The sequence below is a fragment of the Providencia alcalifaciens genome, from assembly GCF_020271745.1.
Lineage (GTDB): Bacteria > Pseudomonadota > Gammaproteobacteria > Enterobacterales > Enterobacteriaceae > Providencia > Providencia alcalifaciens_B.
This window is the reverse complement of the sequence record NZ_CP084296.1, coordinates 2714031-2737156: the sequence shown is the minus strand read 5'-3', so window position 1 is coordinate 2737156 and position 23126 is coordinate 2714031. Positions and strand designations below refer to the sequence as shown.

The window sequence follows — 23126 nt, the reverse complement described above, 5'->3', positions numbered from 1 at the left end:
GCTCTTTAATGATGACTAAAGCGCATTCAATAAATCATTTAGCCCTTTATTTTCTTCTTTTTTCAAAAAATTACCGAGAGCTTCTTTAGCCTGGGTGCGCAATTCATTACGCAATAATTTTTCTACGTCCAATTGGTATTGTAGATTATTCCACCCGCCGTAAATTCTCAGCGGAATATTCATACTGCGCAGCTGTTGTACTAAACGAGAATCTCCTGCCCAGCCACCTAAAATATTCACGCTTAAATTCACATCGATAGTTTCTTTTGGAATATTTACACGCCCTTGCCCAGTAATATTCAGCAGTGAAGACGTTGCTTTAAGAGAGGAAATACTCATATTGCCTTTATTGAGATATCCCGACACGGTGAATAAATCCACTTCAGTGAAGCTGTTGGTATCTGTTGGCATATTGATTTTATTCGTGAAACGGGACACTGATTGCTGGATCAATTGTGGAATGTTTAAATCCGCCAATTTAGCACTGCGTAATTCAAAATTAACCGGTCCTTGCCACTGATTTTTAACCGCATAATCATCGTAGCCAATACCCGATAGTGTGGCATTTAATGAAATAATTCCGCTCAATTTCTCCGGCATATTAAACGCTTTCAATACAGGGGTAAGATTAATATTCGTCAATACAGGTTTAGCCGAAACCTGTGCAGGGATAGCGCTATAGTTAATGGTCACGGGTAATGAGAATTGCCCATCGAACGCATTTCCCTCTAACTGAGAAATCGTTAAACGTGGCGTTTGATTATCGCCCTTAATTTTTACCCCGGTCATCGACATGCCACGATAAATCAGCGTATCCATTGAGACATTAAATTGAGCGGTAAACCCTTTCAATCCCGTTAAATCATACTTCTGAATGTTGGAACCAGAAATCACCGGTTTTACTCCAACACGCTCATTATTACTGGCCGTATTTTCAGAGGCTGCACTAACTGTATTTGACTTGCCTGGTGCGGGGGCTTGCCCAATTAACGTATCGAGATTCAAAGAAGGCGAGGATAAATTAACCGTCACATCAGGAATATCGGTTAAATTGGTACTGATTGTCCCTGCTAATTGACTATCATTTGCCTGAATGGCGAGATTATCAAGACTAACCGCTCCTGAGTTGGCTTTTGTATACAGGAAATCTGAGGTCATTTTTCCATTAATACCATTTTCAGGTAAATCAACGCCACTAAGTTGATAATCAAACTGCGTAATTTTTCCACTTACCTGTTGAGATAATTTAGATAAATCGATATCTGATTTAATATCAAAATTAAATTCTTGTTGGTTTTTATTTAAATTACCACTGAATTTCATCGCAACTTGTTTATCATCACTTTTTTTCAGTGACAGATTAATATTGCGCAGATTGTATTCGTCTTTAGATGTTTGCCAAATGACCAAGCTGTTCGTGATATCAATTTTACTGATATCGAGTAACCATTTGCTTTTATCTGTGGTGTCAGTAGGTACTTGGCCGCCAGGGGCAACGGGGGTGTTAACCGTCGTAATCGGTTCACTTTCAGGTATTTTGCGAATTACCGCCCCATCAATGACAATTTGTTCCACAGACAGTCGATGGGAAATTAACGGCCATAAATCCACATCTAAGCGCATGTTTTCAGCACTTAAAACAGGCTGGCTGGCGTTAGGTGCAGTGACTGAGACAGGGCCAGTAATGATGCTCAGTGTTGGCCATACATGCCAACGCATATCACCTTTGAAATCAAGTTGGTAACCACTTTTTTTCTCAACTTGTTGAACGAGGTAGCCTCTAAAATCATTCGGGTTCACTAACATCACTAAAGCTGTTAGCCCCGCTACTACCACCACAAGTAAAATAATCAGCGTCGTTAAAAACCGTTTCATGCATCCCTCTCTTTTACTTTATTTGTCACACCTTTCGCCTGTCATCCCCTGACGCTAGCGATTGCAGACCTCTTCAAACTCCATAGAAGAGGCCGTTCGCTATCTTGCTGTATTAGTCTTGGCTAATACGGCTACCAACAGCACCTTGTTGGTTTTTATATTTTGCATCTTGTCGGCTGTTATAAGGTCTGTCTGCACTGCCTGATAGCGGTTCAAAGCTCAGTGCACCAATCACCATGCCCGGACGTAATGCTAAAGGTAACTTACCTGAGTTATAAAACTCTAACACAATTTGACCACGCCAGCCTGGATCAATCCGGTGGGCTGTGACGTGAACCATTAGTCCAAGTCTCGCTAGTGAAGAACGCCCATCTAACCAACCGACTAAATTATCGGGTAGCGTGACAGATTCTAGTGTAACCGCCAGAGCCAATTCACCAGGGTGAAGGAAGAAAGGCTCGTCATCTTTAAGAACAATTTCATCGCTCATCACACGGTCTAATGCCGCATTGACTTCATCTTTTGGTCCACTGAGATCAATAAATGCCGCAGTATGTCCACGAAAAACACGAAATTGGTTCCCAAGACGAACATCCGCGGTCGCTCCGTTGATCCGTTCAATCGGTGGACGCGGGCTAATAACAAGTCGACCTTCATCCATCCACTGAATTATATCGCGGTCACAAAGACGCATGATCACTTTCCCCCTTCATTATTTATATATTCATGGCAGCTTATCGCTGGTGATATTTGACACTATCAATCCTGACAGAACTCACCAATTTTCGCTTTCAAAATATCAATCGCCACACGGTTTTTACCGCCACGAGGTACGATAATATCGGCATATTGTTTTGATGGTTCAATAAATTGTAAGAACATTGGGCGAACCGTTTTATTGTACTGTTCAATCACGGAGTCTAATGTTCTTCCTCTTTCATTAACATCGCGTTTAATACGGCGCATTAAGCAGATATCCAGTGGTGTATCCACAAAAATAGAGAAATCCATCTCTTCACGTAAACGCTTGTCTGTTAATAATAGGATACCTTCAATAATAATGACCTTTTTTGGTTTAAAACTGACGGTTTGCTGTTTGCGAGTATGAGCGACATAGTCATACTGAGGAATTTCGACGGTTTGACCACTTTTCAGTGCTTTGAGATGTTCATAAAGCAAACTGTGGTCCATTGAATTTGGATGGTCGTAATTCACTTTAAGTCGTTCTTCCATTGGAATATCTGTTTGATCTTTATAGTAACAATCTTCTGGAATAACACCGATATTATGGTCACCAACCTTTTCTCTTAACTCCCGATATAAAGTGCTTGCAATTAGGCTTTTGCCAGATGCAGAAGCGCCCGATATACCTACAATGGTACAGTGATGCGATGTGTCAGTCATAAAATGGTAACCTGGTTAAAAATTTTAGAAATGAAGTGCATAACATCATAGTGTTATGGTTGGCGGGAATTATAGGGTGTAATGGTGCGCTGTACCAGTCTATCTCGTCAAAGACTAATAAAAAAACGCACCCAATTTTTTATTCTTCAAAGCGCAAGCTTAGCGCTAAACCTAAAACTGTTTACGCCCCTCTAAAGCTGCAATTCGGTTCTCTATAGAAGGATGCGTTGAAAACACAGAATCCCCCTTATTAAAAATATATGCCGCCTGTCTGTATGCTTGTCCAGTGCTTTCATCATCATAATCATGCTGCTGATGATTACCTGAAATTTTCTTCAAGGCGCTGATCATAGCTTGGTTATCGGAGGTTAAATCCACCGCAGCCGCATCCGCCATATATTCACGGGTACGCGATAAATAAAAATAGAGTACTTTGGTAATGATTGGCAACACGATATTCATCAATAATAAAATGGTTTGTGCTTTATTCGCTGAATTATTGCGGCTGCGCCCTGCTGAACGAATAAACACTTGAGCAAAAACGTTCGTTACCGTCAAAATAACATTTGCCAAAATACCCACATACAGCGTTAATTTAGAATCACCGTGGATAATATGCCCTACTTCATGAGCCATTACCGCTTGAACTTCTTGGCGATTTAGCGTTTGTAATAAACCGCGCGTGACGCCGACTAAAGCATTACGAGAATTCCAGCCAGCCGCAAATGCATTGGGTTCGTCAGTATCCAAAATATACAGGCGAGGCACATAACGTAATGTCGCGCTTAAACTCAACTCTTCTAGAATATTGAATAGCTGTCTTTCTTCTGGGGTTGAAGCCCCTTCTTGGGTTATTTCTTTCGCATTCATTCCTGCAAGCATCAATTTATGCCCAAAGAAGTGAATATAAAGTAGACCTAAAAATGTCAGCCCTAGAATAATAAAAGTTGCCACAGGCAGTTGTTGTAATGTCGCAAATGCTATCAGGTTCGAGGCAAAATCCATTCTCTCATCTGGATGGGTTGCGGTATCCGCCAACAAACCAATCACTAGCATCAACACAATATAACTCAACACAACTAACCGAGTACGGATATTGTTTTTACGTATAACGTTTCTAAAATCCATAATAAAACCCTGCCAGTGGCAACATCCATTTAATCGAAGTTAATACGGCGAGACTCTTCCGCTTTAATATCCGCTTCCTCTAAACGCCAATATTCTTTATTGATTTTCAAGCTAGGAATAATGCCAACAATTAATGCCGCAGGCATAGAAGCGATATACGCGTTATACGTTTCTAATGAACGGTTATAACCACGTTTAGCAAAAGAGAGTTTGTTTTCAGAAGAAACGATCTCTTCTTGTAAATTTGCCATGATCGCATCAGATTTTAACTCTGGATATGCTTCAACTGCCACATTGATGGCACCGCTACTGACCATTTTAGAAAGTGCATCTTCCGCTTCACGAGCTTTATCCCCCGTCGCATTTTGTGCTTGGCTTCTGAGCTCGGTAATTTTAGTGAAGACTTCTGTTTCATGGCTTAAATATTTTTTGACCGTTGCCAGTAAGCTATCAAACACTTTACCGCGGCGATCTAATTGAACAGAGATCTCAGTTTCGCTAGAAACGACAGCTTCGCGTAGTGCAACGATGCGGTTATAAAAATAAATAACAATCAGCACCAATACGACAATAAAAATTAAAAATTTCATAATCACCTTTTAGGCATTCGCCAACGGAATAAAGACTGAATTTTCTATATCGTTAATTTTCAGGCTAGGAAATTCACTTATGCAACATTCTACGCAGCCTATACCAATAAAGGAACAGTTTGAGAAGAAATCAGAACAATCAAAGAACCAGATTTTATGCCAATAAAAAAGGCTACTTAGTCATTACTGACCAAATAGCCTTTATCGATGCCATTTAATTACACGGCGCGAAAAGAGATCTCAGTCGGGATTTTATCCCCTTCCCAATACATCAATGCTGAGATGTTAGACGCAATTTCGCGATAGATATCAGCAAATTCGCCTTCAGGGTCGCGCATTACGGTCGGCTGACCACGGTCTAAGTCTTCACGTAATGAAATATGCAGCGGAACCTGACCTAACAGTTTGGTATTGTATTTCTCAGCCAGTTTTTCTGCACCACCGGTACCGAAAATAGGCTCCACATGACCACAATTACTACAAATATGCGCACTCATGTTTTCAACAACACCCAGCACTGGTACGTTCACTTTTTTGAACATAACAATCCCTTTCATCGCATCCACTAAAGCAATATCTTGCGGCGTGGTCACAACGACTGCGCCTGTCACTGGAATATTTTGTGACAGAGTCAGTTGGATATCCCCCGTTCCCGGTGGCATATCGATAACGAGATAATCCAGATCTGGCCATAGCGTATCTTGCAGCATCTGCATCAAAGCTTTACTCGCCATCGGACCACGCCATACCATCGCGTTGTCATCAGTGACTAAGTAACCAATGGAGTTAGTAGCTAAGCCATACGCCATAATCGGTGCCATGTGCTGACCATCTGGAGATGTTGGGCGCTCCAGTGTCGTTCCCAGCATATTCGGAATTGAAGGACCGTAGATATCCGCATCGAGGATACCGACTTTTGCGCCTTCTTGCGCCAATGCTAACGCTAAGTTCACGGAAGTACTGGATTTACCTACACCCCCTTTACCTGAACTCACCGCAAGAATATTACGCACACCATTGATGCCCGGTAAATCGTTTGCACGCTTCAAAGTGGTAATATCGTGGCGTAATTTCCATTCTACGGCGTGAGCACCCGTCAATTGCTTTAATTCAGCGGTTTTTTCGCTGATCAGCGTTTGGAATGGGCCTTTCCAGACAAATGGCATAACTAATTCGACATGCAACACATTGTCCAACAACGCACAACGATGCAATGCTTTGATTGAAATCAGATTGCGCTTGAGAGTTGGGTGTGTAAATGAAGCCAAAACAGTGGAGACTTGTTCAGTCAGCAGTTCTGGTTTGTTCTGCTCGGGGGATTTATCGTTCATCCCGGCTCCTTAATTTTCTTTTTTGTAACTACACATTTTTGACTACGTTGCATGATAGCAGAGAACGAAAAAAATAGTGACCGCCTAGCGAATGAAAAACCACAAACAGTAAAAATTTGTTTCCACCTAGCGTTTTTTCCTAATAATTGCCGATTAATATTTTATTGCCCTAGCGACATTTTTATTGATCGGTTAACATCAAAGACCCTTTATTAATAATGGAAGTAAGAAAGTTACTATGTCTCAAGTCGCGAATAAATTACTGGTAACCTGTGCGTTACCATATGCTAACGGTTCAATCCATCTCGGTCATATTCTGGAGCACATTCAGGCTGATATTTGGGTCCGTTATCAGCGAATGCGCGGCAAAGAGGTTCATTTCATCTGTGCTGACGACGCGCACGGAACACCGATCATGCTAAAAGCTCAGCAATTATGTATTACGCCTGAAGAAATGATCGCGGCAATGAACCAAGAGCATCAGGACGATTTTGCAGGCTTCCAGATTAGCTACGATAACTACCACTCAACCCATAGCGAAGAGAACAAACAGTTATCTGAACTGATTTACGGCAAGTTAAAAAATAATGGTTTTATTAAGAACAAAACCATTTCACAGCTTTACGACCCAGAAAAAGGCATGTTCCTGCCTGACCGTTTCGTAAAAGGGACTTGTCCGAAATGTAAAGCAGAAGATCAATACGGCGATAACTGTGAAGTTTGTAGCGCAACCTATAGCCCAACAGACCTGATTAACCCACGTTCGGTGGTTTCAGGTGCAACGCCAGTTATCCGTGAAACTGAACACTTTTTCTTTGATTTACCTGCATTTAGCGACATGCTACAAGCATGGACTCGCTCTGGCGCACTGCAAGAGCAAGTGGCTAACAAAATGCAAGAATGGTTTGAATCTGGCTTACAACAGTGGGATATCACCCGTGATTCCCCGTATTTCGGCTTTGAAATTCCAGATGCGCCGGGTAAATATTTCTACGTTTGGCTGGATGCGCCAATCGGCTATATGGGCTCATTTAAAAACCTGTGTGACAAACGCAGCGATTTAAACTTTGATGAATTTTGGAATAAAGATTCCAAAGCGGATCTTTACCACTTTATCGGTAAAGATATCGTCTATTTCCACAGCCTATTCTGGCCAGCCATGTTAGAAGGCAGCAACTACCGTAAACCAACCAACCTGTTTGTTCACGGTTATGTCACCGTTAATGGTGCAAAAATGTCTAAGTCTCGCGGCACATTTATTACCGCTCGCGCTTATTTAGATCATTTCGATGCTGACTGCCTACGTTATTACTATGCAGCTAAACTCTCTTCACGCATCGACGATATCGACTTGAATTTAGAAGATTTTGTACAGCGTGTGAACAGCGATATTGTTAACAAAGTGGTGAACTTAGCCTCACGTAACGCAGGCTTTATTGCAAAACGTTTTGCTGGAAAATTATCCGCAAACTTAGCAGAACCCGCGCTATACCAACAATTTGTTGATGCGGCAAAAGTGATCGGTGACGATTTCACTAACCGTGAATATGGCAAAGCCGTGCGTGAAATTATGGCATTAGCGGATATTGCAAACCGCTATGTGGATGAGAAAGCACCTTGGGTCGTTGCGAAACAAGAAGGTAAAGACCAAGAACTGCAAGATATCTGCTCAATGGGTATCAACTTATTCCGCGTACTAATGACTTACTTGAAACCAATTCTGCCAAGCTTAACCAAGCGCGTGGAAGAGTTCCTGAAAGTTGAATTAACGTGGGATTCCATCAATACGCCATTACTGAACCATGACGTAGCGCCATTTAAAGCGTTATTTAACCGCATCGAATTAGCAAAAGCGGAAGCAATGGTAGAAGCGTCCAAACAAAGTGCTCAGCCAGTTAAACAACTGACAGGCCCTCTAGCGGATGATCCTATTCAAGAGACCATCACATTCGATGATTTTGCTAAAATTGACTTGCGCATTGCGCTGATCAAACAAGCAGACTTCGTTGAAGGCTCAGATAAGCTACTGAAATTACAGTTAGATATCGGCGGTGAAACTCGCCAAGTATTCTCCGGTATCCGTAGCGCTTATCCAGATCCAAAAGTCTTGGAAGGTCGTTTAACCGTAATGGTGGCAAACCTTGCACCACGTAAAATGCGCTTTGGTATCTCCGAAGGTATGGTGATGGCAGCAGGCCCTGGTGGTAAAGATATTTACCTACTGAGCCCAGATAATGGTGCACAACCAGGTATGCAAGTTAAATAAGCCATTGATTGTCGCTCGGGTAATTGAGCAATAAACTTAGCCTATATCAGTACCAAACGGAGCCACTTTAGTGAGCTCCGTTTTTTTATGGGTTTTTATTTGTGATCTATGGCACAATTTTCAAGTTAATTGTATGATGAATGCCTGTCGAGTAATAGGACAAGTCCCATGTCATTAAAACAAGTATTGAACACCGTATGGCAATATTTGCGAGCCTTCGCAATACTTTACCTCTGCCTGATCATCGGAAATGTGATTTCCACACTGCTTCCTTTTTCCATTCCCGGCAGTATTGTCGGTATGTTACTGCTGTTTGTCTTGCTAGCATTGCAGGTAATCCCTGCTCACTGGGCAAAACCTGGATGTAGCATCCTGCTGAAAAACATGACGATTTTATTCGTTCCCATCGGTGTGGGAATTATGAACTATTATGATTTGCTCAGCCAACAGATGATCCCAATTGTCGTCTCTTGCATTGCCAGCACACTCATTGTCATGATTGTTGTTGCGGTCAGCTCAAACTATATCCATAAAGAACGCCCAATTGTAGGTGTGAAGCCTGATGAAGTTCCTCTTCCTCCTGAAGAACCCATTTCTTCAACCATCAATAATGATAAAACCAAGGGGAAAGAGTGATGTTAGAACATATTTGGTGGTCACTGCCATTAACTATCGTTATTTTCTACTTGGCAAGAGCGCTATCGATCAAGTGCAAATTACCCATTCTGAATCCATTATTATTAACTATCGCGATTATTATTCCGCTACTGATCCTGACGAACACCTCTTATGAACACTATTTTGCGGGCAGTAAAATCCTCAATGATTTATTGCAACCGGCTGTCGTCGCCCTCGCCTTTCCGCTCTACGAGCAAATGCACCAAATTAGAGCGCAATGGAAATCCCTATTTAGTATCTGTTTTGCTGGCAGTATTGTAGCGATGTTTACGGGCGCTGCTATTGCATTGTGGCTAGGGGCAACACCGGATATTGCAGGCTCAATATTACCTAAATCAGTGACAACACCGATAGCCATGGCCGTTGCCGATTCAGTCGGAGGCATACCCGCGATCAGCGCCGCTTGTGTCCTTTTTGTCGGGATTTTAGGGGCGATGTTTGGTCACAGCCTATTCGATGTTTTGCGTATTCGCACCCACGCATCACGAGGTTTGGCGATGGGTACCGCTTCTCATGCCTTGGGAACGGCACGTTGTGCAGAAGTTAACTACATTGAAGGGGCTTACAGTTCATTAGCATTAATGACCTGCGGGGTAATAACATCTTTAATTGCACCTTTTATTTTTCCTGTCATTCTTCACTTATTTAGCTAAACTGAATCAATAAGAGAGGTTATTTACCTCTCTTATGCAAATTTTAGTTTAAAAACTTGAGATACATCTCTCATTTAATGAATTTGTTTCATTGATTGCACCCGTGAAGTGATCTCGATCACATCCAATCCCCCTATTAATTGAATAGAATGAAAACAATTAAATAGGGAGGGTTACTTATGCATTCAAGATTCAAGGCCGCTTGGGCCGAACTTCCAGAAAAGTTACAGTCTGTCCTAAAACCTATTATGGACAAACCTGATTTCTCAGCCATGTTAACCGCTGAGCAAGTAAAGCAGATTAAAGCTGAGAGTGGATGCACGGACAGTGAACTCGCTTTTTCATTATTACCTTTCGCAGCGGCTTACGCTGTCACACCAATTTCTCGCTTTAATGTAGGCGCAATCGCTTGCGGTATCAGCGGTAATCTCTATTTCGGCGCAAATATGGAATTTAACCATGTTTCTATTGGTCAAACTATCCATGCAGAACAATGTGCCATTACCCATGCGTGGTTAAAAGGCGAAAAGCAATTAACCTCTATTACCGTCAACTACACACCTTGCGGTCACTGCCGACAATTTATGAATGAGCTGCGTGAAGGCGGTAAGATTATGGTGCATTTACCAAAACGCCAAGCCGCGACACTTCATGACTATTTGCCTGATTCATTCGGTCCATCAGATCTGAATATCACCACATTGCTGCTCGACAGTGTGGATCATGGTTATCAAAATCAAAGCCGCGATAGACTGCTATCCGCTGCGGTTGAAGCTGCAAACCAATCTCACGCACCATACAGTGAATCTCATTCTGGTATTGCCGTGCAGTTAAAAGATGGCTCATTATTTACAGGCCGTTACGCGGAAAATGCTGCGTTTAACCCAAGCTTACCACCATTACAAGCGGCACTAATTATGGTGAATTTAGCGGGTAAAGATATTCATGCTATCGAGCAAGCAGTGTTAGTGGAAAAGCAAGATGCAACGGTGCAGCAGTGGTGTACAACAGAAAATACCTTGCACGCGTTAGGTTGCCAAAAAGTGGAACGCATTTATTTAGATGGGTCCATTTAAACGTTATTTTTTGAATCATATTTAATTGAAACCAGATTAAATATTTCAAAATTACAATTACAACGGCGGTTATTGTGAGTTTATCAACTTCAATAACTGCCGTTTTTTATTAAAACGTTATTGAGTGTTAATAAAATTAAAATGAAAATCTGGATGATGAGCTGCTATAGCCACCACTGTAGTTAAATTCAGGAATACTTGGTACTTGCGGTATTCTAAAATCCCTATCAAACGAGCTTGATGAGTGATTTATGGAGGACATGTGGTCTCTTAAGGTATCAACAGTTCGATCCATCTGGCATTCACCTATTTGAAAATCATTTGGTCTATATACACTCACTGGGTATCCTCGGTGTTCTGAAGCCGTTATTTCAAATGGTGAATGATTATTGGAATAGCCAGCAAAAGGAATGTTGCCAATAACATCATCTATCATGGCATTGTGTTTATTAACATTGGGGCTGTAATTGACCGATGGAGAATCAAATAATCCGGTTTCAGGCAATATATAGGCAGGGCGTTCAAGGTAATATTCAGAAAGGCGATCTTTGTGCTCAAAATCCGTTTGTCCAACCCAATCAGTCTGTATTGAATATTTATTAATGTTTTCAGATGGGTAATCCCAAAATGATAGTCGATTAGTTCCTCTATCAATTAATGGATTTCCCGTTTCATATGCTAATGCTAGAGCTTCATTAAGATCGATTCTTAGTGAAGGCGGCTCAAAAAAATCATACGTTTTTTTAAAAGTTAATGTCACGGTATCTACTGCATTGTCTATGTCTATCACTCTTCTCATCCAGCGATGGGTTTGCAATTGTTTATTTGCAGGCGCATCATATAAACTTTCAAACATAATATTCATAGTGCTTAAACTTAATTCGGCCTCCTTTTCCGTATCGCCTACAGCATCCAGCGCTTTTTGCCAGTATACCTCTCTATCCTTTTCATCAGGGATGACATTAAAAACAGGTTGTAAAGTCCATGCTTCCGCAGGTAATTTGTATTTTTTAAAAACACGCTCATGAAATGCCATTGCTTCTTTATAATTAATATCACCTGTTATCTCTGTAACACCATTTTTAAGTCTACTCCTTTGTTCATATATAAGCATAAGCCATATCAAAACGTATTTTTCAAGTTTAGTCTCATTGCATATTTGACCATTTTCAATTATAACTTCTTCTAAGTAGTTCAATGCAAATTTACCTGAAAAAGAATCACCTTTGACAACACTATTTGCTAGTAATGCATATCGGTCACCTTTACTAGCAAAGTACTCATACATTAATTCAGGTCTTTTAGTTAAAATTAAAATTTTTAAAGCTTTGGATGTATCAGTCCACGTTAATGTTACACTTCCTTGTCTATTGACTTCATTATTCATATGCAAACCCCTATCGTTTTATATGCTTGTAAATAAAGTGAACAACATCGCTCTTTATTTCATTCCAAATAACTAAATCTTCAATTTTTATAATGACTTCAACTTTAATTCCTAGTTTTGGAATCAGGAAAGATCCATCACATTGACTATATCTGCCATCTAAAGGGATCCATAAACAATCAAAAAAATCACTTATCTCATCATTACTTACCCTCCAATAATAACCATACTTGTCATTTTCAGGATCAATATACTTATTCATCTTCTTTAGCTTTACTTCATTGAAATATAGATTTAGCTTTTCATCATATGAAACATCCCCTTTAATCTTTTCCTCTCCTCTTTCAATATAAATATATCGTTTATACTCAAAATAACCTTTATGATCACCATCGATTGGTTCTATAGAAAATCTAAGTTTTTTATTTTTTCCATTTTCATTTTTATTAAAAGGCTTCATTTCAGGCCAACTCATTACTAATGGCAAAACTCGAAAATTTGCATCGCAACCTTTTTTATTTTCTAAGAATCTTGGATCGAAATAACTATAACCTTCATATTCCGCGAAGGAATAGACATAGTTGCTAGGAACTTCAATGACTGTATCGCTAAATTTTCCACAAACAAAACTGGGGCGATTATCTGCTATTGATAGAGTTGAAACTAATAATATAAATATAGAAAAAATAAATTTCATTGGCATATTACGTCTCCAACTTTTTCAAAAACTTATTTTTTATAACGAAAACTATCTTCAACCATCGTCATGGTTTTCTCAATTTCAATAACTAGGGGGATTTTCCTCATTCTCTTTAACCATCGCTGGCTTTTTTTACGTTTTTCAATTGAAGTGCTTTCTGCCTCAGTCCTCATTTTAAACCACAAATCAACAAATATTTTCTCCTCGGATTCCCTTTCGGAATTAGAGTTCATTTCCCTCCAAAATTTATTTCGTTCGTTTTCATCAAAAACATCATAAATATCAGCAAAAAACCAGGCATCGTAGGGTAACTTCGCTGCTTTAAATCCATTTTCATTGATAATTTTAGCCTCGTTAAAATTAATTCTTTCCGTTCTAACCTCTACACCTTTATTTAATTTAAACCAAGATTTTAAATAATTCACATATGCCAATGCTGATTCATAATGGACTTCATCAATTTTTTCTTTTGACAATGGTTGTTTATATTCATCCATCGTCACTCTTATATATTCAAGGATAATTATGTTAAAAATAGATACATTAACTTTTTTAGGCTCTACACCTATAGATTGAAATGAGAAAAATAACAAAATAAAACATAAAAATAATTTTTTATTTTGACACCATATTACTCCCATTACTCTCCCTCCATAATGTTAGCAATAACAGCATTAGTCCATATCTCACTAATTGTATTTTCTATACTATTCATCACTGACATTTTTCTCACTATCGATAACCACGCTATACTTTCCTTTTGTTTCTCTGATGATGAATTTGTCGCTTCTCTAATCATTGAATACCATATTTTCATTAATACTGCTGTTTCTTCATTTCTCCCGCCTTTATTTATTGCATATAGATATCCTTTCCATATTATCTCACTATCTTTCTCATCCAACGCATTAAAAATATGACTAAAAAACCATGCGTTATGAGGTATGTTAGACCTATCCAGTAAATTATAGTAAAGTTTACTTGCTTCTTTATAACCAATGCCTTCATCAAAACACTTCTTATTTAAACTAAGAAAATCATAAACAATCTTTCCATAAGCCTGTTTATTGTAATCATAATTTTTCATTAAACTTGAACTTTTTTTAAATTCAGCAAGATACATAAATTGTAATGCAATAAGAAACCTAGAGGGCTCTTTATTTTGATATTCGCCATAGGAATTACCATGTTCAATAACATGGTTTTTATTTGCATCATTTGAACCATGACAAGCACATAGAAAGAGCATAGAAATAATTAATATGAAATTCCTTATCATAAAAACCGCCAATTTTATAGTGTTATAAAAAGAAACTTAAAACCTAAATGAATTAAAAACATGTAGCAATATATGATATATAAAAATATATTTAGCAGGATCAGCATCTACTGACTTATCGCACCATAAGCACTGATTTCCCACTAAACAATTAAATTAATTTAATCTATAGCAAAAGGCGTATTACCTTGAAAAGATTGATATCGTGATAAAAGCATCGGCGAACTTAAATAAGCGTGATCCACTCGTTGTAATAGTAAAACAAACCTCGTCTAAAATTCCCTTCTATAGATAATTTCCTTATCATATAAACCATAATATTCAGTAAAAAATTTAACTGTTTTGTAGCATTATTTACTGTACATATTTTTTGTTTAGCTTAGGATCTAACCTGACTGTTGCTTACTAATCGTCCGAAGAGTGATATTTCATGGAACATGAACACGAAACAAAACGTCCCCTATACATTCCTTATGCTGGTCCAATCTTACTCGAATTTCCTTTACTGAATAAAGGAAGCGCCTTTACAGAAGAAGAACGCGCTAATTTTAACCTGTATGGCTTACTACCTGAACAAGTTGAAACTATTGAAGAACAAGTTGAACGTGCTTATCGCCAATTAATTGATTTTAAAACAGATATTGATAAGCATATCTACCTGCGTAATATTCAAGACACCAACGAAACCCTATTTTATCGCCTAATTGATGCACATTTAACCGAAGTGATGCCGCTCATTTATACCCCGACTGTGGGTGAAGCTTGCGAACATTTCTCTGATATCTATCGCCGTGCACGTGGTTTGTTTATCTCTTATCCGAACCGTGAATACATCGATGACATGCTGCAAAACGCCACTAAACAAAACGTAAAAGTTATCGTTGTGACAGATGGCGAACGTATTCTTGGTTTAGGTGACCAAGGTATCGGTGGTATGGGTATTCCAATCGGTAAATTATCCCTGTATACAGCCTGTGGTGGTATTAGCCCTGCGTATACCTTGCCAGTCGTTATTGATGTGGGAACCAACAACCCACAACGCCTGAATGATCCGCTGTATATGGGCTGGCGTCACCCGCGCATTACTGGCGAAGAATATGATGAGTTCCTTGAAGAATTTATCCAAGCCGTAAAACGCCGCTGGCCAAATGTGCTGCTGCAATTTGAAGACTTTGCCCAGAAAAATGCGATGCCATTATTGAACCGCTATCGCGATGAACTTTGCTGCTTTAACGATGATATCCAAGGCACCGCTTCCGTTACTCTGGGTAGCTTAATTGCCGCTAGCCATGCGGCTGGTAGCAAACTGAGCGACCAACGCGTCACATTCTTGGGCGCAGGTTCAGCGGGCTGTGGTATTGCAGAGCAAATTATTGCCCAGATGAAATCAGAAGGTTTGAGCGATGAAGAAGCGCGTGCGCGTATCTACATGGTTGACCGTTTCGGATTACTAACCGATAAATTACCTAACTTGCTGGATTTCCAAAGCAAATTGACGCAAAACAGCGCTAACTTACAAGATTGGGATGTCAACAGTGACGCTATTTCACTGTTAGATGTTGTGCGCAATGCGAAGCCAACAGTGCTTATTGGTGTTTCTGGTCAAGCAGGTCTATTCACCGAAGAAATCATCAAAGAGATGCACAAGCACTGCCCTCGCCCAATCGTGATGCCATTATCTAACCCGACATCCCGTGTTGAAGCGCGCCCAGAAGATATTATCAACTGGACAGAAGGTCAGGCATTAGTGGCCACAGGTAGCCCATTCCCACCAGTGGCTTATAAAGACAAAGTCTTTGCTATCGCACAATGCAACAACTCCTATATCTTCCCTGGTATTGGTTTAGGCGTGATTGCATCCGGTGCAAAACGTGTGACCGATGGCATGTTGATGGCGGCAAGCCGTGCATTAGCAAGCTGCTCACCACTGGCACAAAAGGGTGAAGGTCCACTGTTACCACTGCTATCCGAGATCCAAGATGTTTCCCGTGTGATAGCCAAACAAGTGGCTAAAGAAGCGCAAGTTCAAGGCGTGGCGACCATGACGTCAGATAGCGCATTAGATGAAGCGATTGAGCACAATTTCTGGAAACCAGAATATCGTATCTATAAACGCACATCATTCTAATTGATTGTTTTTATTTAATTAAAGAGCACTTCGGTGCTCTTTTTTTATTTCCTCTGTTTTCTGTATTTCAACATTGTCTGAAAGTCTCGGGTTTCTATAACTTGCGATTGAGATAGCCGCCAGAGTTATCTAAGATGCAAACATAACCTGTTTACATAGGACTCGCTCATGTCAGAGCCAACCATATCTGAATCAACGCCACCTGAATCTGCGCCGAAAAAAAACACTCGTCAGTTTTCCCTATGGGCGATAGCACTCACGCTGTTTATTGCGATTCTTAACATTGGCGTCTATTTTTATCAGCTTAACTTTGCTGCCCCACTTGAATCTCAGGAATACAATTTGTTGCTCTTCGGAGCAAGCGTCTATCAACTCTCTCTCACTGGTGATTGGTGGCGTTATCCGATTAGCATGGTGCTACATTCTGGATGGATACATTTAGGGCTAAATACCCTTGCCTTACTGGTTATTGGTATTGAATGTGAACGCGCTTTTGGTAAATTCCGTTACCTTGCAATCTACCTATTTGCAGGGATTGTCGGGTCGTTTGTCAGTGCAGCTTGGCAATATCAAGAAGCCTTAAACAGTGCAATGCGCCGCTTTGACATGATGTCATGGAGTAGCCTGCTGCAAAATGATAATACCGTCTATATCACCGTCAGTTTGGGCGCGTCTGGGGCGATTATGGGTCTCGCCGCTGCATCGGTGATTGAACTCTTAAAACAGCTTAATAATCCTGATCTCACTAAAGACGCTCGCGATACCCTTAAGCGCCCGCTCTATAATATTATTGCCATGATTGCATTGACCTTAATTAATGGGATGCAATCGGGGGTGGATAATGCTGCTCATATTGGTGGCGCGCTTGCAGGTGCCGTAATCGGCTTTGCTTTCGTTCTCATTCCTGCCAAAAAATACGTATTAGATTTACTCGTCGTGTTAATCATGGGGGGTATTTTAGCGTTCGTTATCCACCAACAATCATTCTCTACCGATGAAGATCTTGTTGCTGAGCGGAAATTTATCTACCTAGAACTGGATAAAGAGCTTAATTCAGCCAAAGCAGAACAAGCTAAGCGAGTGATGGAACACGCTGCTGAAAAGGAGCTTGCTTCACTCCCTGCCGCGCAATCTGAAAAACAAGTTGCTGGTATTCGAGTTCAAGCCCCTGAATTAATTGAACCTAGCTTTATTCTCAGTGATGATGCCCACCAGCGAATCTTTATCACAGACGAAGAAGCCAACCTCGTTAGTGCTTACTCTTCTGCCAATGATGATTGGAAACTGCTGTTTACTATTCAGCTTCCATTACCTAAAAATGAAACGGGCTGTAGCTCTAATCGCTGCCGTGGGATGGGTGCCTATGGTGCGGCGCTTAGTAGCGATGGAAAGAAACTGTATGTTGCTTCGCTTCAACCAAACAGCGTGAGTGTAATTGATATCGACACGCAAAAAGTAGAAGCCAATATTGAAACCAGCTTTTTCCCTCGCCAAATTTATGTAATGAAAAATAGCCCGCGTGCATTTGTCACAAGCGGCGTAGAAAACAGTATCGCGGTGATTAACCTTTCAAATAATACCGTCGAGAAAAAGCTTACCTTCCCTGATAGCCAAGAATATCAAGGTGCTTTTGGTGTTCAGATGCCCGCTGCACTTTCCCCCGATGAAAAACATCTAGCGCTGTATGATAATGTCACCCACGCTGCCTATCTGTTGGATACTCAAACACTTACGTTTAGTGAAAAACCTTGGTTTACGGTAGAGAATTATTATGATTCTGTTAGAGAGTTTTATTTCACACCAGATAGCCAATCCATCTGGATGGTGACAGATACTCGCTTTGTTTTCGCTCATGTCAATGCACCAACCTCACCTATCACGGAATATCATTGGTGTGGAAATAATAGTGATATACAGTATGGTCGATATGGTATCAATACGGCGTTAACCCAAGCTTACTATTTGCCACAATACCCTAGTGAAGCTCAAGTTCCACTCGTCACCACCAGCCTCAACACATTGAATATTCAGAATGTTCTACCGATCCCAACAAACGGTGAATATATCCAAGGGGTCGCTGAAACTGATAATGCTTGGGTGGTGACTTATCCAAAATCATTTTATGTAGTTGATAAACAAAAATCTGTCGATAGAAACACTATCAGCCCACTACTCTGTTTTGGTGGAACACCGAACGAATAAACAAACATACGGCATCTTATTGTTTTTCAATTCGATGCCATTACCCTACACGATATTGTCTTAGAGGATATCGTCAACCGAAACATTATGAGCCATATTGACACGATTTTACGTTGCGCGACTTGCGTCACGAAATTAAGTCAAGTAGCCTATTAATTGTTACCACTAATTATTATAGGCATTAATTATTCAAGGCGAGGACATGAGGAAACGTCTGCTTTATGGTCTATTAATACTGGCAGGGATAGCTTTCGCCACTGTTATTTTACTCGACCGCTGGATCAGTTGGGAAACCGCACCCTATATCTATGAAGATGTAGAGCAACTGCCTGCCCGCGATGTTGGGATGGTTCTCGGCACATCTAGATATTATGCCTCCGGTGCCACTAACCTCTATTACACATATCGAATTAAAGGCGCTGCGGATGCCTATCATAGTGGCAAAGTAAAGTATTTACTCCTGAGCGGTGACAACGGCGCACACAATTACAATGAGCCTATCGCCATGCGTAAAGACCTCATCAAAGCGGGGGTTCCCGCCTCAAAAATTGTGCTCGATTTTGCAGGTTTTAGAACCTTAGACTCCGTAGTTCGCACGAAAAAAGTGTTCGATACCGATAACTTCACCATTATCACCCAGCGTTTTCATTGTGAAAGAGCGCTGTTTATTGCTAAGCACAAAGGGATTGATGCTCAATGTTTAGCGGTACCTACCCCGGAAGGCATGTTTAAAGTGCGGATACGTGAAGTGTTTGCTCGTTTAGGTGCACTTGCTGATCTCTATATTCTCCAGCGCGAACCAAAATTTTTAGGGGAACAAGAATCCATTCCTGCTCCAATAAAAATGCCTGATGGCACAAAGGGCTACCCTGCAGTGACCCCCGATGAGCTAAATAAACTCAATTAATACTCTGATGATGAATAGCGATTTAAAAGATAAAACAGCTTGTCTGTCAATTGTCGCCAACACCATTCCACTGGCCCTTGGTTAAAGAAGCGCAACCAGCAGTAAGAAAACAGTAAATTGGCACACCAAATGGGTGGAATGAACGCTAACAACTCTACTCGGGTAAACTGATAAAAATAGCCTAAATGGTAAAAAATAGTGGTACAAATCAGCGTTTGAAGTAAGTAATTACTCAGCGCCATCCGCCCAACATTTTGCAAGGCTTTCGCGAGCACACTTCGACTAAATATCCCCCAAAAGCCATAAATTAGCGCAATATAGCCCAAAGACTGAAACGGCACCGCTAGCTCATTAATGATATAGCCAACAATCGAGGTATCAAAATAGCGCCAACCCAAAAGGCTTTGAACATAAAGAGCCACTGACTGAATCATCACGGTTGGGAGGATTAATACAATGCCCATTCGACGATAATGCTGCTCGGTAAACTGCCCTTTTAACCAACCATTTTTCAGTAACAGCGCACCTAGGAGCATCATTGCAACCAGTTGCCAACCATACTGGATCACCAGCAACTCAACCATCATCGCCACTTCACCCGCGCGATATGCAATCCCCGTCATTCCGCCAATGCGATGTTGCCAAGCATCAAGAAATGCTTGGTCTGCGGTGATCTGCCAAAAACTGGTATCCACCACACTACTGCCGATAGTAAATAGAATAGCTAAACCAATCAAATAGATAGAAATAGAAATTTTGAATAATGTGGAAGCTGCATAGTGTGGAAGCACCATTATCGCAATCAGCCCCGTCAAGGAATAAGCGAGAAGAATATCCCCATCCCAAAAACCAATCCCATGAATCAATCCAATAATCGCTAAAACAATCAGTCGGCTACGTTGCCATAATATTGAGCGATAGCTTAGTAAGCCTAATGTAGCACCGAAAAGTAAGGAAAAAATACCCAGAAACTTCCCTTGAAACAACAGATTAAAAAACACCCAAACTGCCGCATCAGAGGATGATACTTCAGGGGTGTAATAGGGATTAAGATAGGCCGCTTGTGGCAAAGCAAATCCAAAGATATTCAGCAATAAAATACCAAGGATAGCAATGCCACGTACTGTATCAAGTTGCCCGATACGGCTTTTAGGGGCAACTGAAACGGTGGAGGTCATAAATTAGAGGTGGCGAACCGCACGTAAGAACTCTTGGCGTGTATTTTGGCTAGATTTGAACAGCCCACCTAATGACGTAGTGGTGGTAGCGCTGGTCGCATCACGTATACCACGTGCTTTCACACAGTAGTGAACGGCATCAATAGAAACTGCGACATTCATGGTGCCTAGCAAAGTTTGCAGAGCCACTAAAATTTGCTGCGTTAAACGTTCTTGAACTTGTGGGCGCTGTGAGAAAAACTGCACAATACGGTTGATCTTCGATAATCCAATCACTTTGTCTTTAGGGATGTATGCCACAATCGCTTTACCGTCGATTGTCACAAAGTGGTGCTCACAAGTACTGGTCAGAGTAATATCACGTACAGTAACCATTTCATCCACATTCATTTTATTTTCAATTAATGTGATTTTTGGGAAGTTCGCGTAGTCAAGACCTGAAAAAATCTCATCCACATACATTTTTGCAATACGGCGCGGAGTATCCGCTAAGCTATCATCGGTTAAATCTAAATTCAGCAACTTCATAATTTCGGTCATATGCCCTTCAATCAGTTGCTTACGATCTTCACCGGATTTTGGTTGGATACGTAACGGGGTTTCAAGCCCTCTAGCTTCCAAAGCAGCATGAACTAATTCGGCCTCTTTACTCAGAGATGACATAGGATCCTCCACAGATGGTATAACACTATTTTTATAAAAATGCAGGTGTGCGCGGTACTCTAAAGCAGCAAGTACAGATAATCCAGTAATACATCCATCAACAGCATGAAATATTTGCAGGTTATCGTGCGCTCAGATCCAGAATACTCTTTGCAATTTAAATAACTATTTCATTATTTAAATGAAATTAATAATACGCTTTATTTTAGCTTTTTTGATGGGTCTGTTTTAGCAAAAATCGTGTTATTTAATAGTGGGTTTATGACAACAACGCAATGCATACTCAAATGCCACAAACTATCCACTCAAAAGCTATCAGTAATCAATTTCTATTCATTCACCCAATGCACTATATCTGACATAATACCGACAACAGTTTTATTTTAAGCCTCGAAGGCCAATAACAAGATAAAGGGGTAACGATTTATGGACCAGTGTCATACTAACGGTTTGATTTCACTAGAGCTTGCATTAGAAAAATTACTTTCAAACACCACAACGGTCACCAGCACTGAAATCATTCCATTAACTGAGTCTGCCCAACGTATTATTGCCGAAGACCTCATTTCTCCTATAAATGTCCCGCCATTCGATAACTCCGCGATGGATGGTTATGGTTTTCGCTTTGCCGATTGGGATGGAAAAAAACCGATGCCTGTCGCTGGAAAGTCCTTTGCTGGCAACCCAATGGAAGGAAAATTACCCGCAGGTAGCTGTGTGCGGATCATGACGGGAGCACCAATCCCTGAAGGCGTTGATACCGTTGTCATGCAAGAAGCAGCAGAACAAACTGACCAAGGGATTATTTTTACGGAAAGCGTCAAGCAAGGTAACAATATCCGTAAAGCTGGCGAAGATATTGCCCAAGGTAGCGCTGTATTCCCTGCAGGAACCTTATTGTCTACCGCACAGCTTCCATTAATAGCGTCTCTAGGAATTGCGAATGTCACTGTCCAGCGCCGTTTAAAAGTTGCAGTCTTCTCAACTGGTGATGAACTTCAAGCGGTAGGCGAGCCTCTGGCTGAGGGACAAATTTATGACACTAACCGTTTTGCCGTTCGCTTAATGTTAGAAAAACTCAATTGCGAAGTGTTCGATTTAGGCGTGATCCCCGATTCACCCGAAAAACTCAAACAAACCTTTATTGACGCTAACCAATGTGCTGATTTAGTCATCAGCAGCGGTGGTGTCTCTGTCGGCGAAGCGGATTACACCAAACAGATTCTGGATGAACTGGGTGAGATTGGTTTTTGGAAATTAGCCATCAAACCAGGTAAACCTTTCGCATTCGGCAAGCTAAGTTCAGCGTGGTTCTGCGGCTTACCAGGCAACCCCGTCTCTGCCGCACTGACTTTCTATCAATTAGTTCAGCCATTAATTGCCCGCCTTTCCGGTCATAGCCAATGGAAAGCCCCTGTACGTTTCAAAGTGCCAGTCACCACACCGCTGAAAAAATCACCGGGACGCCTTGATTTCCAACGGGGAATTTTAAGCGTCGATGAACAAGGTCAGCTACAAGTAGCAACCACAGGACACCAAGGTTCACACGTTTTCAGTTCTTTTAGCCAAGCAAACTGCTTTATTGTATTAGAACGCGAGCGTGGAAAAGTGGCGGCAGGCGAAATGGTTGATGTGGAAATGTTCAATTACTTATTAAAAAGTGAGTAAGACTGTGCAAGAG

The 23126-nt window shown here is 40.8% G+C and carries 20 protein-coding genes and 1 pseudogene; 9 read left to right on the top strand and 12 right to left on the bottom strand.

Going from position 1 to position 23126, the window contains the following annotated elements; all coding sequences use genetic code 11:
• Window positions 1-15 precede the first annotated feature (15 nt).
• From asmA to apbC, 6 genes are all read right to left on the bottom strand, one after another.
• Complete coding sequence (gene asmA, locus LDO51_RS12590) at window positions 16-1875, bottom strand: outer membrane assembly protein AsmA (protein ID WP_225574827.1); 1860 nt, start codon at window positions 1873-1875, stop codon at window positions 16-18.
• Window positions 1876-1987: 112 nt separating this feature from the next.
• Entirely contained in the window at window positions 1988-2569 is a 582-nt protein-coding gene (gene dcd / locus LDO51_RS12585) for a dCTP deaminase (RefSeq protein ID WP_036949679.1), read from the bottom strand.
• A 65-nt stretch (window positions 2570-2634) separates the two neighbouring features.
• Entirely contained in the window at window positions 2635-3279 is a 645-nt protein-coding gene (gene udk, locus LDO51_RS12580) for a uridine kinase (RefSeq protein ID WP_225574826.1), read from the bottom strand.
• A gap of 171 nt (window positions 3280-3450) precedes the next feature.
• On the bottom strand, window positions 3451-4407 hold the full coding sequence (htpX, locus tag LDO51_RS12575) for a zinc metalloprotease HtpX (RefSeq protein WP_225574825.1): 957 nt from the start codon (window positions 4405-4407) through the stop codon (window positions 3451-3453).
• A 29-nt stretch (window positions 4408-4436) separates the two neighbouring features.
• A complete protein-coding gene (locus LDO51_RS12570; protein ID WP_225574824.1) occupies window positions 4437-4997 on the bottom strand; it encodes a LemA family protein in 561 nt (186 codons plus the stop codon).
• Between the two features lie 218 nt (window positions 4998-5215).
• Entirely contained in the window at window positions 5216-6328 is a 1113-nt protein-coding gene (gene apbC, locus LDO51_RS12565) for an iron-sulfur cluster carrier protein ApbC (RefSeq protein ID WP_006662269.1), read from the bottom strand.
• 238 nt (window positions 6329-6566) lie between these two features.
• Here apbC and metG point away from each other — a divergent pair, with 238 nt between their 5' ends.
• The 4 genes from metG (at window position 6567) to cdd (ending at window position 11001) form a co-directional block, all read left to right on the top strand.
• Complete coding sequence (gene metG, locus LDO51_RS12560) at window positions 6567-8594, top strand: methionine--tRNA ligase (RefSeq protein WP_225574823.1); 2028 nt, start codon at window positions 6567-6569, stop codon at window positions 8592-8594.
• A 168-nt stretch (window positions 8595-8762) separates the two neighbouring features.
• Window positions 8763-9230, top strand: a complete 468-nt coding sequence (locus LDO51_RS12555) for a CidA/LrgA family protein (protein ID WP_225574822.1) — start codon at window positions 8763-8765, stop codon at window positions 9228-9230.
• Entirely contained in the window at window positions 9230-9925 is a 696-nt protein-coding gene (locus tag LDO51_RS12550) for a CidB/LrgB family autolysis modulator (RefSeq protein WP_225574821.1), read from the top strand. Before LDO51_RS12555 ends, LDO51_RS12550 begins: the two co-directional genes overlap by 1 nt.
• Window positions 9926-10104: 179 nt before the next feature.
• Window positions 10105-11001 (top strand): cytidine deaminase, encoded by an 897-nt coding sequence (gene cdd / locus LDO51_RS12545; RefSeq protein WP_225574820.1) that lies wholly within the window; start codon window positions 10105-10107, stop codon window positions 10999-11001.
• A 136-nt stretch (window positions 11002-11137) separates the two neighbouring features.
• On the opposite strand, the gene LDO51_RS12540 is transcribed toward cdd, so the two are convergent.
• The 4 genes from LDO51_RS12540 to LDO51_RS12525 are packed head-to-tail and all read right to left on the bottom strand — an operon-like array spanning window position 11138 to window position 14367.
• Window positions 11138-12388 carry a serine protease gene (locus LDO51_RS12540; RefSeq protein ID WP_225574819.1) on the bottom strand — a complete coding sequence of 417 codons (1251 nt, stop codon included), beginning with the start codon at window positions 12386-12388 and terminating at the stop codon, window positions 11138-11140.
• Between the two features lie 10 nt (window positions 12389-12398).
• On the bottom strand, window positions 12399-13091 hold the full coding sequence (locus LDO51_RS12535; protein ID WP_225574818.1) for a hypothetical protein: 693 nt from the start codon (window positions 13089-13091) through the stop codon (window positions 12399-12401).
• Window positions 13092-13117: 26 nt separating this feature from the next.
• On the bottom strand, window positions 13118-13729 hold the full coding sequence (locus tag LDO51_RS12530; protein WP_225574817.1) for a hypothetical protein: 612 nt from the start codon (window positions 13727-13729) through the stop codon (window positions 13118-13120).
• Complete coding sequence (locus LDO51_RS12525) at window positions 13729-14367, bottom strand: hypothetical protein (RefSeq protein WP_225574816.1); 639 nt, start codon at window positions 14365-14367, stop codon at window positions 13729-13731. Before LDO51_RS12525 ends, LDO51_RS12530 begins: the two co-directional genes overlap by 1 nt.
• Before the next feature lie 430 nt (window positions 14368-14797).
• Between LDO51_RS12525 and LDO51_RS12520 the strand changes: the two genes are divergently transcribed.
• The 4 genes and pseudogenes from LDO51_RS12520 (at window position 14798) to sanA (ending at window position 19604) form a co-directional block, all read left to right on the top strand.
• Window positions 14798-16495 (top strand): NAD-dependent malic enzyme, encoded by a 1698-nt coding sequence (locus tag LDO51_RS12520; protein WP_224060517.1) that lies wholly within the window; start codon window positions 14798-14800, stop codon window positions 16493-16495.
• A 183-nt stretch (window positions 16496-16678) separates the two neighbouring features.
• A pseudogene (locus LDO51_RS19740) lies at window positions 16679-17560 on the top strand (rhomboid family intramembrane serine protease); the annotation flags it as partial.
• An 18-nt stretch (window positions 17561-17578) separates the two neighbouring features.
• Window positions 17579-18697 carry a hypothetical protein gene (locus tag LDO51_RS19915; RefSeq protein WP_423810981.1) on the top strand — a complete coding sequence of 373 codons (1119 nt, stop codon included), beginning with the start codon at window positions 17579-17581 and terminating at the stop codon, window positions 18695-18697.
• Between the two features lie 202 nt (window positions 18698-18899).
• Complete coding sequence (gene sanA, locus LDO51_RS12510) at window positions 18900-19604, top strand: outer membrane permeability protein SanA (protein WP_225574814.1); 705 nt, start codon at window positions 18900-18902, stop codon at window positions 19602-19604.
• On the opposite strand, the gene yeiB is transcribed toward sanA, so the two are convergent.
• Together yeiB and folE are read right to left on the bottom strand one after the other, a co-directional pair.
• Window positions 19601-20782 carry a DUF418 domain-containing protein YeiB gene (gene yeiB / locus LDO51_RS12505; protein WP_225574813.1) on the bottom strand — a complete coding sequence of 394 codons (1182 nt, stop codon included), beginning with the start codon at window positions 20780-20782 and terminating at the stop codon, window positions 19601-19603. The two genes, sanA and yeiB, sit on opposite strands and share 4 nt — an antisense overlap.
• 3 nt (window positions 20783-20785) lie before the next feature.
• On the bottom strand, window positions 20786-21445 hold the full coding sequence (gene folE, locus LDO51_RS12500; protein WP_036949713.1) for a GTP cyclohydrolase I FolE: 660 nt from the start codon (window positions 21443-21445) through the stop codon (window positions 20786-20788).
• 426 nt (window positions 21446-21871) lie between these two features.
• On the opposite strand from folE, the gene moeA reads away from it, so the two are divergent.
• A complete protein-coding gene (gene moeA / locus LDO51_RS12495; RefSeq protein WP_225574812.1) occupies window positions 21872-23113 on the top strand; it encodes a molybdopterin molybdotransferase MoeA in 1242 nt (413 codons plus the stop codon).
• The last annotated feature ends 13 nt before the right edge of the window (window positions 23114-23126 follow it).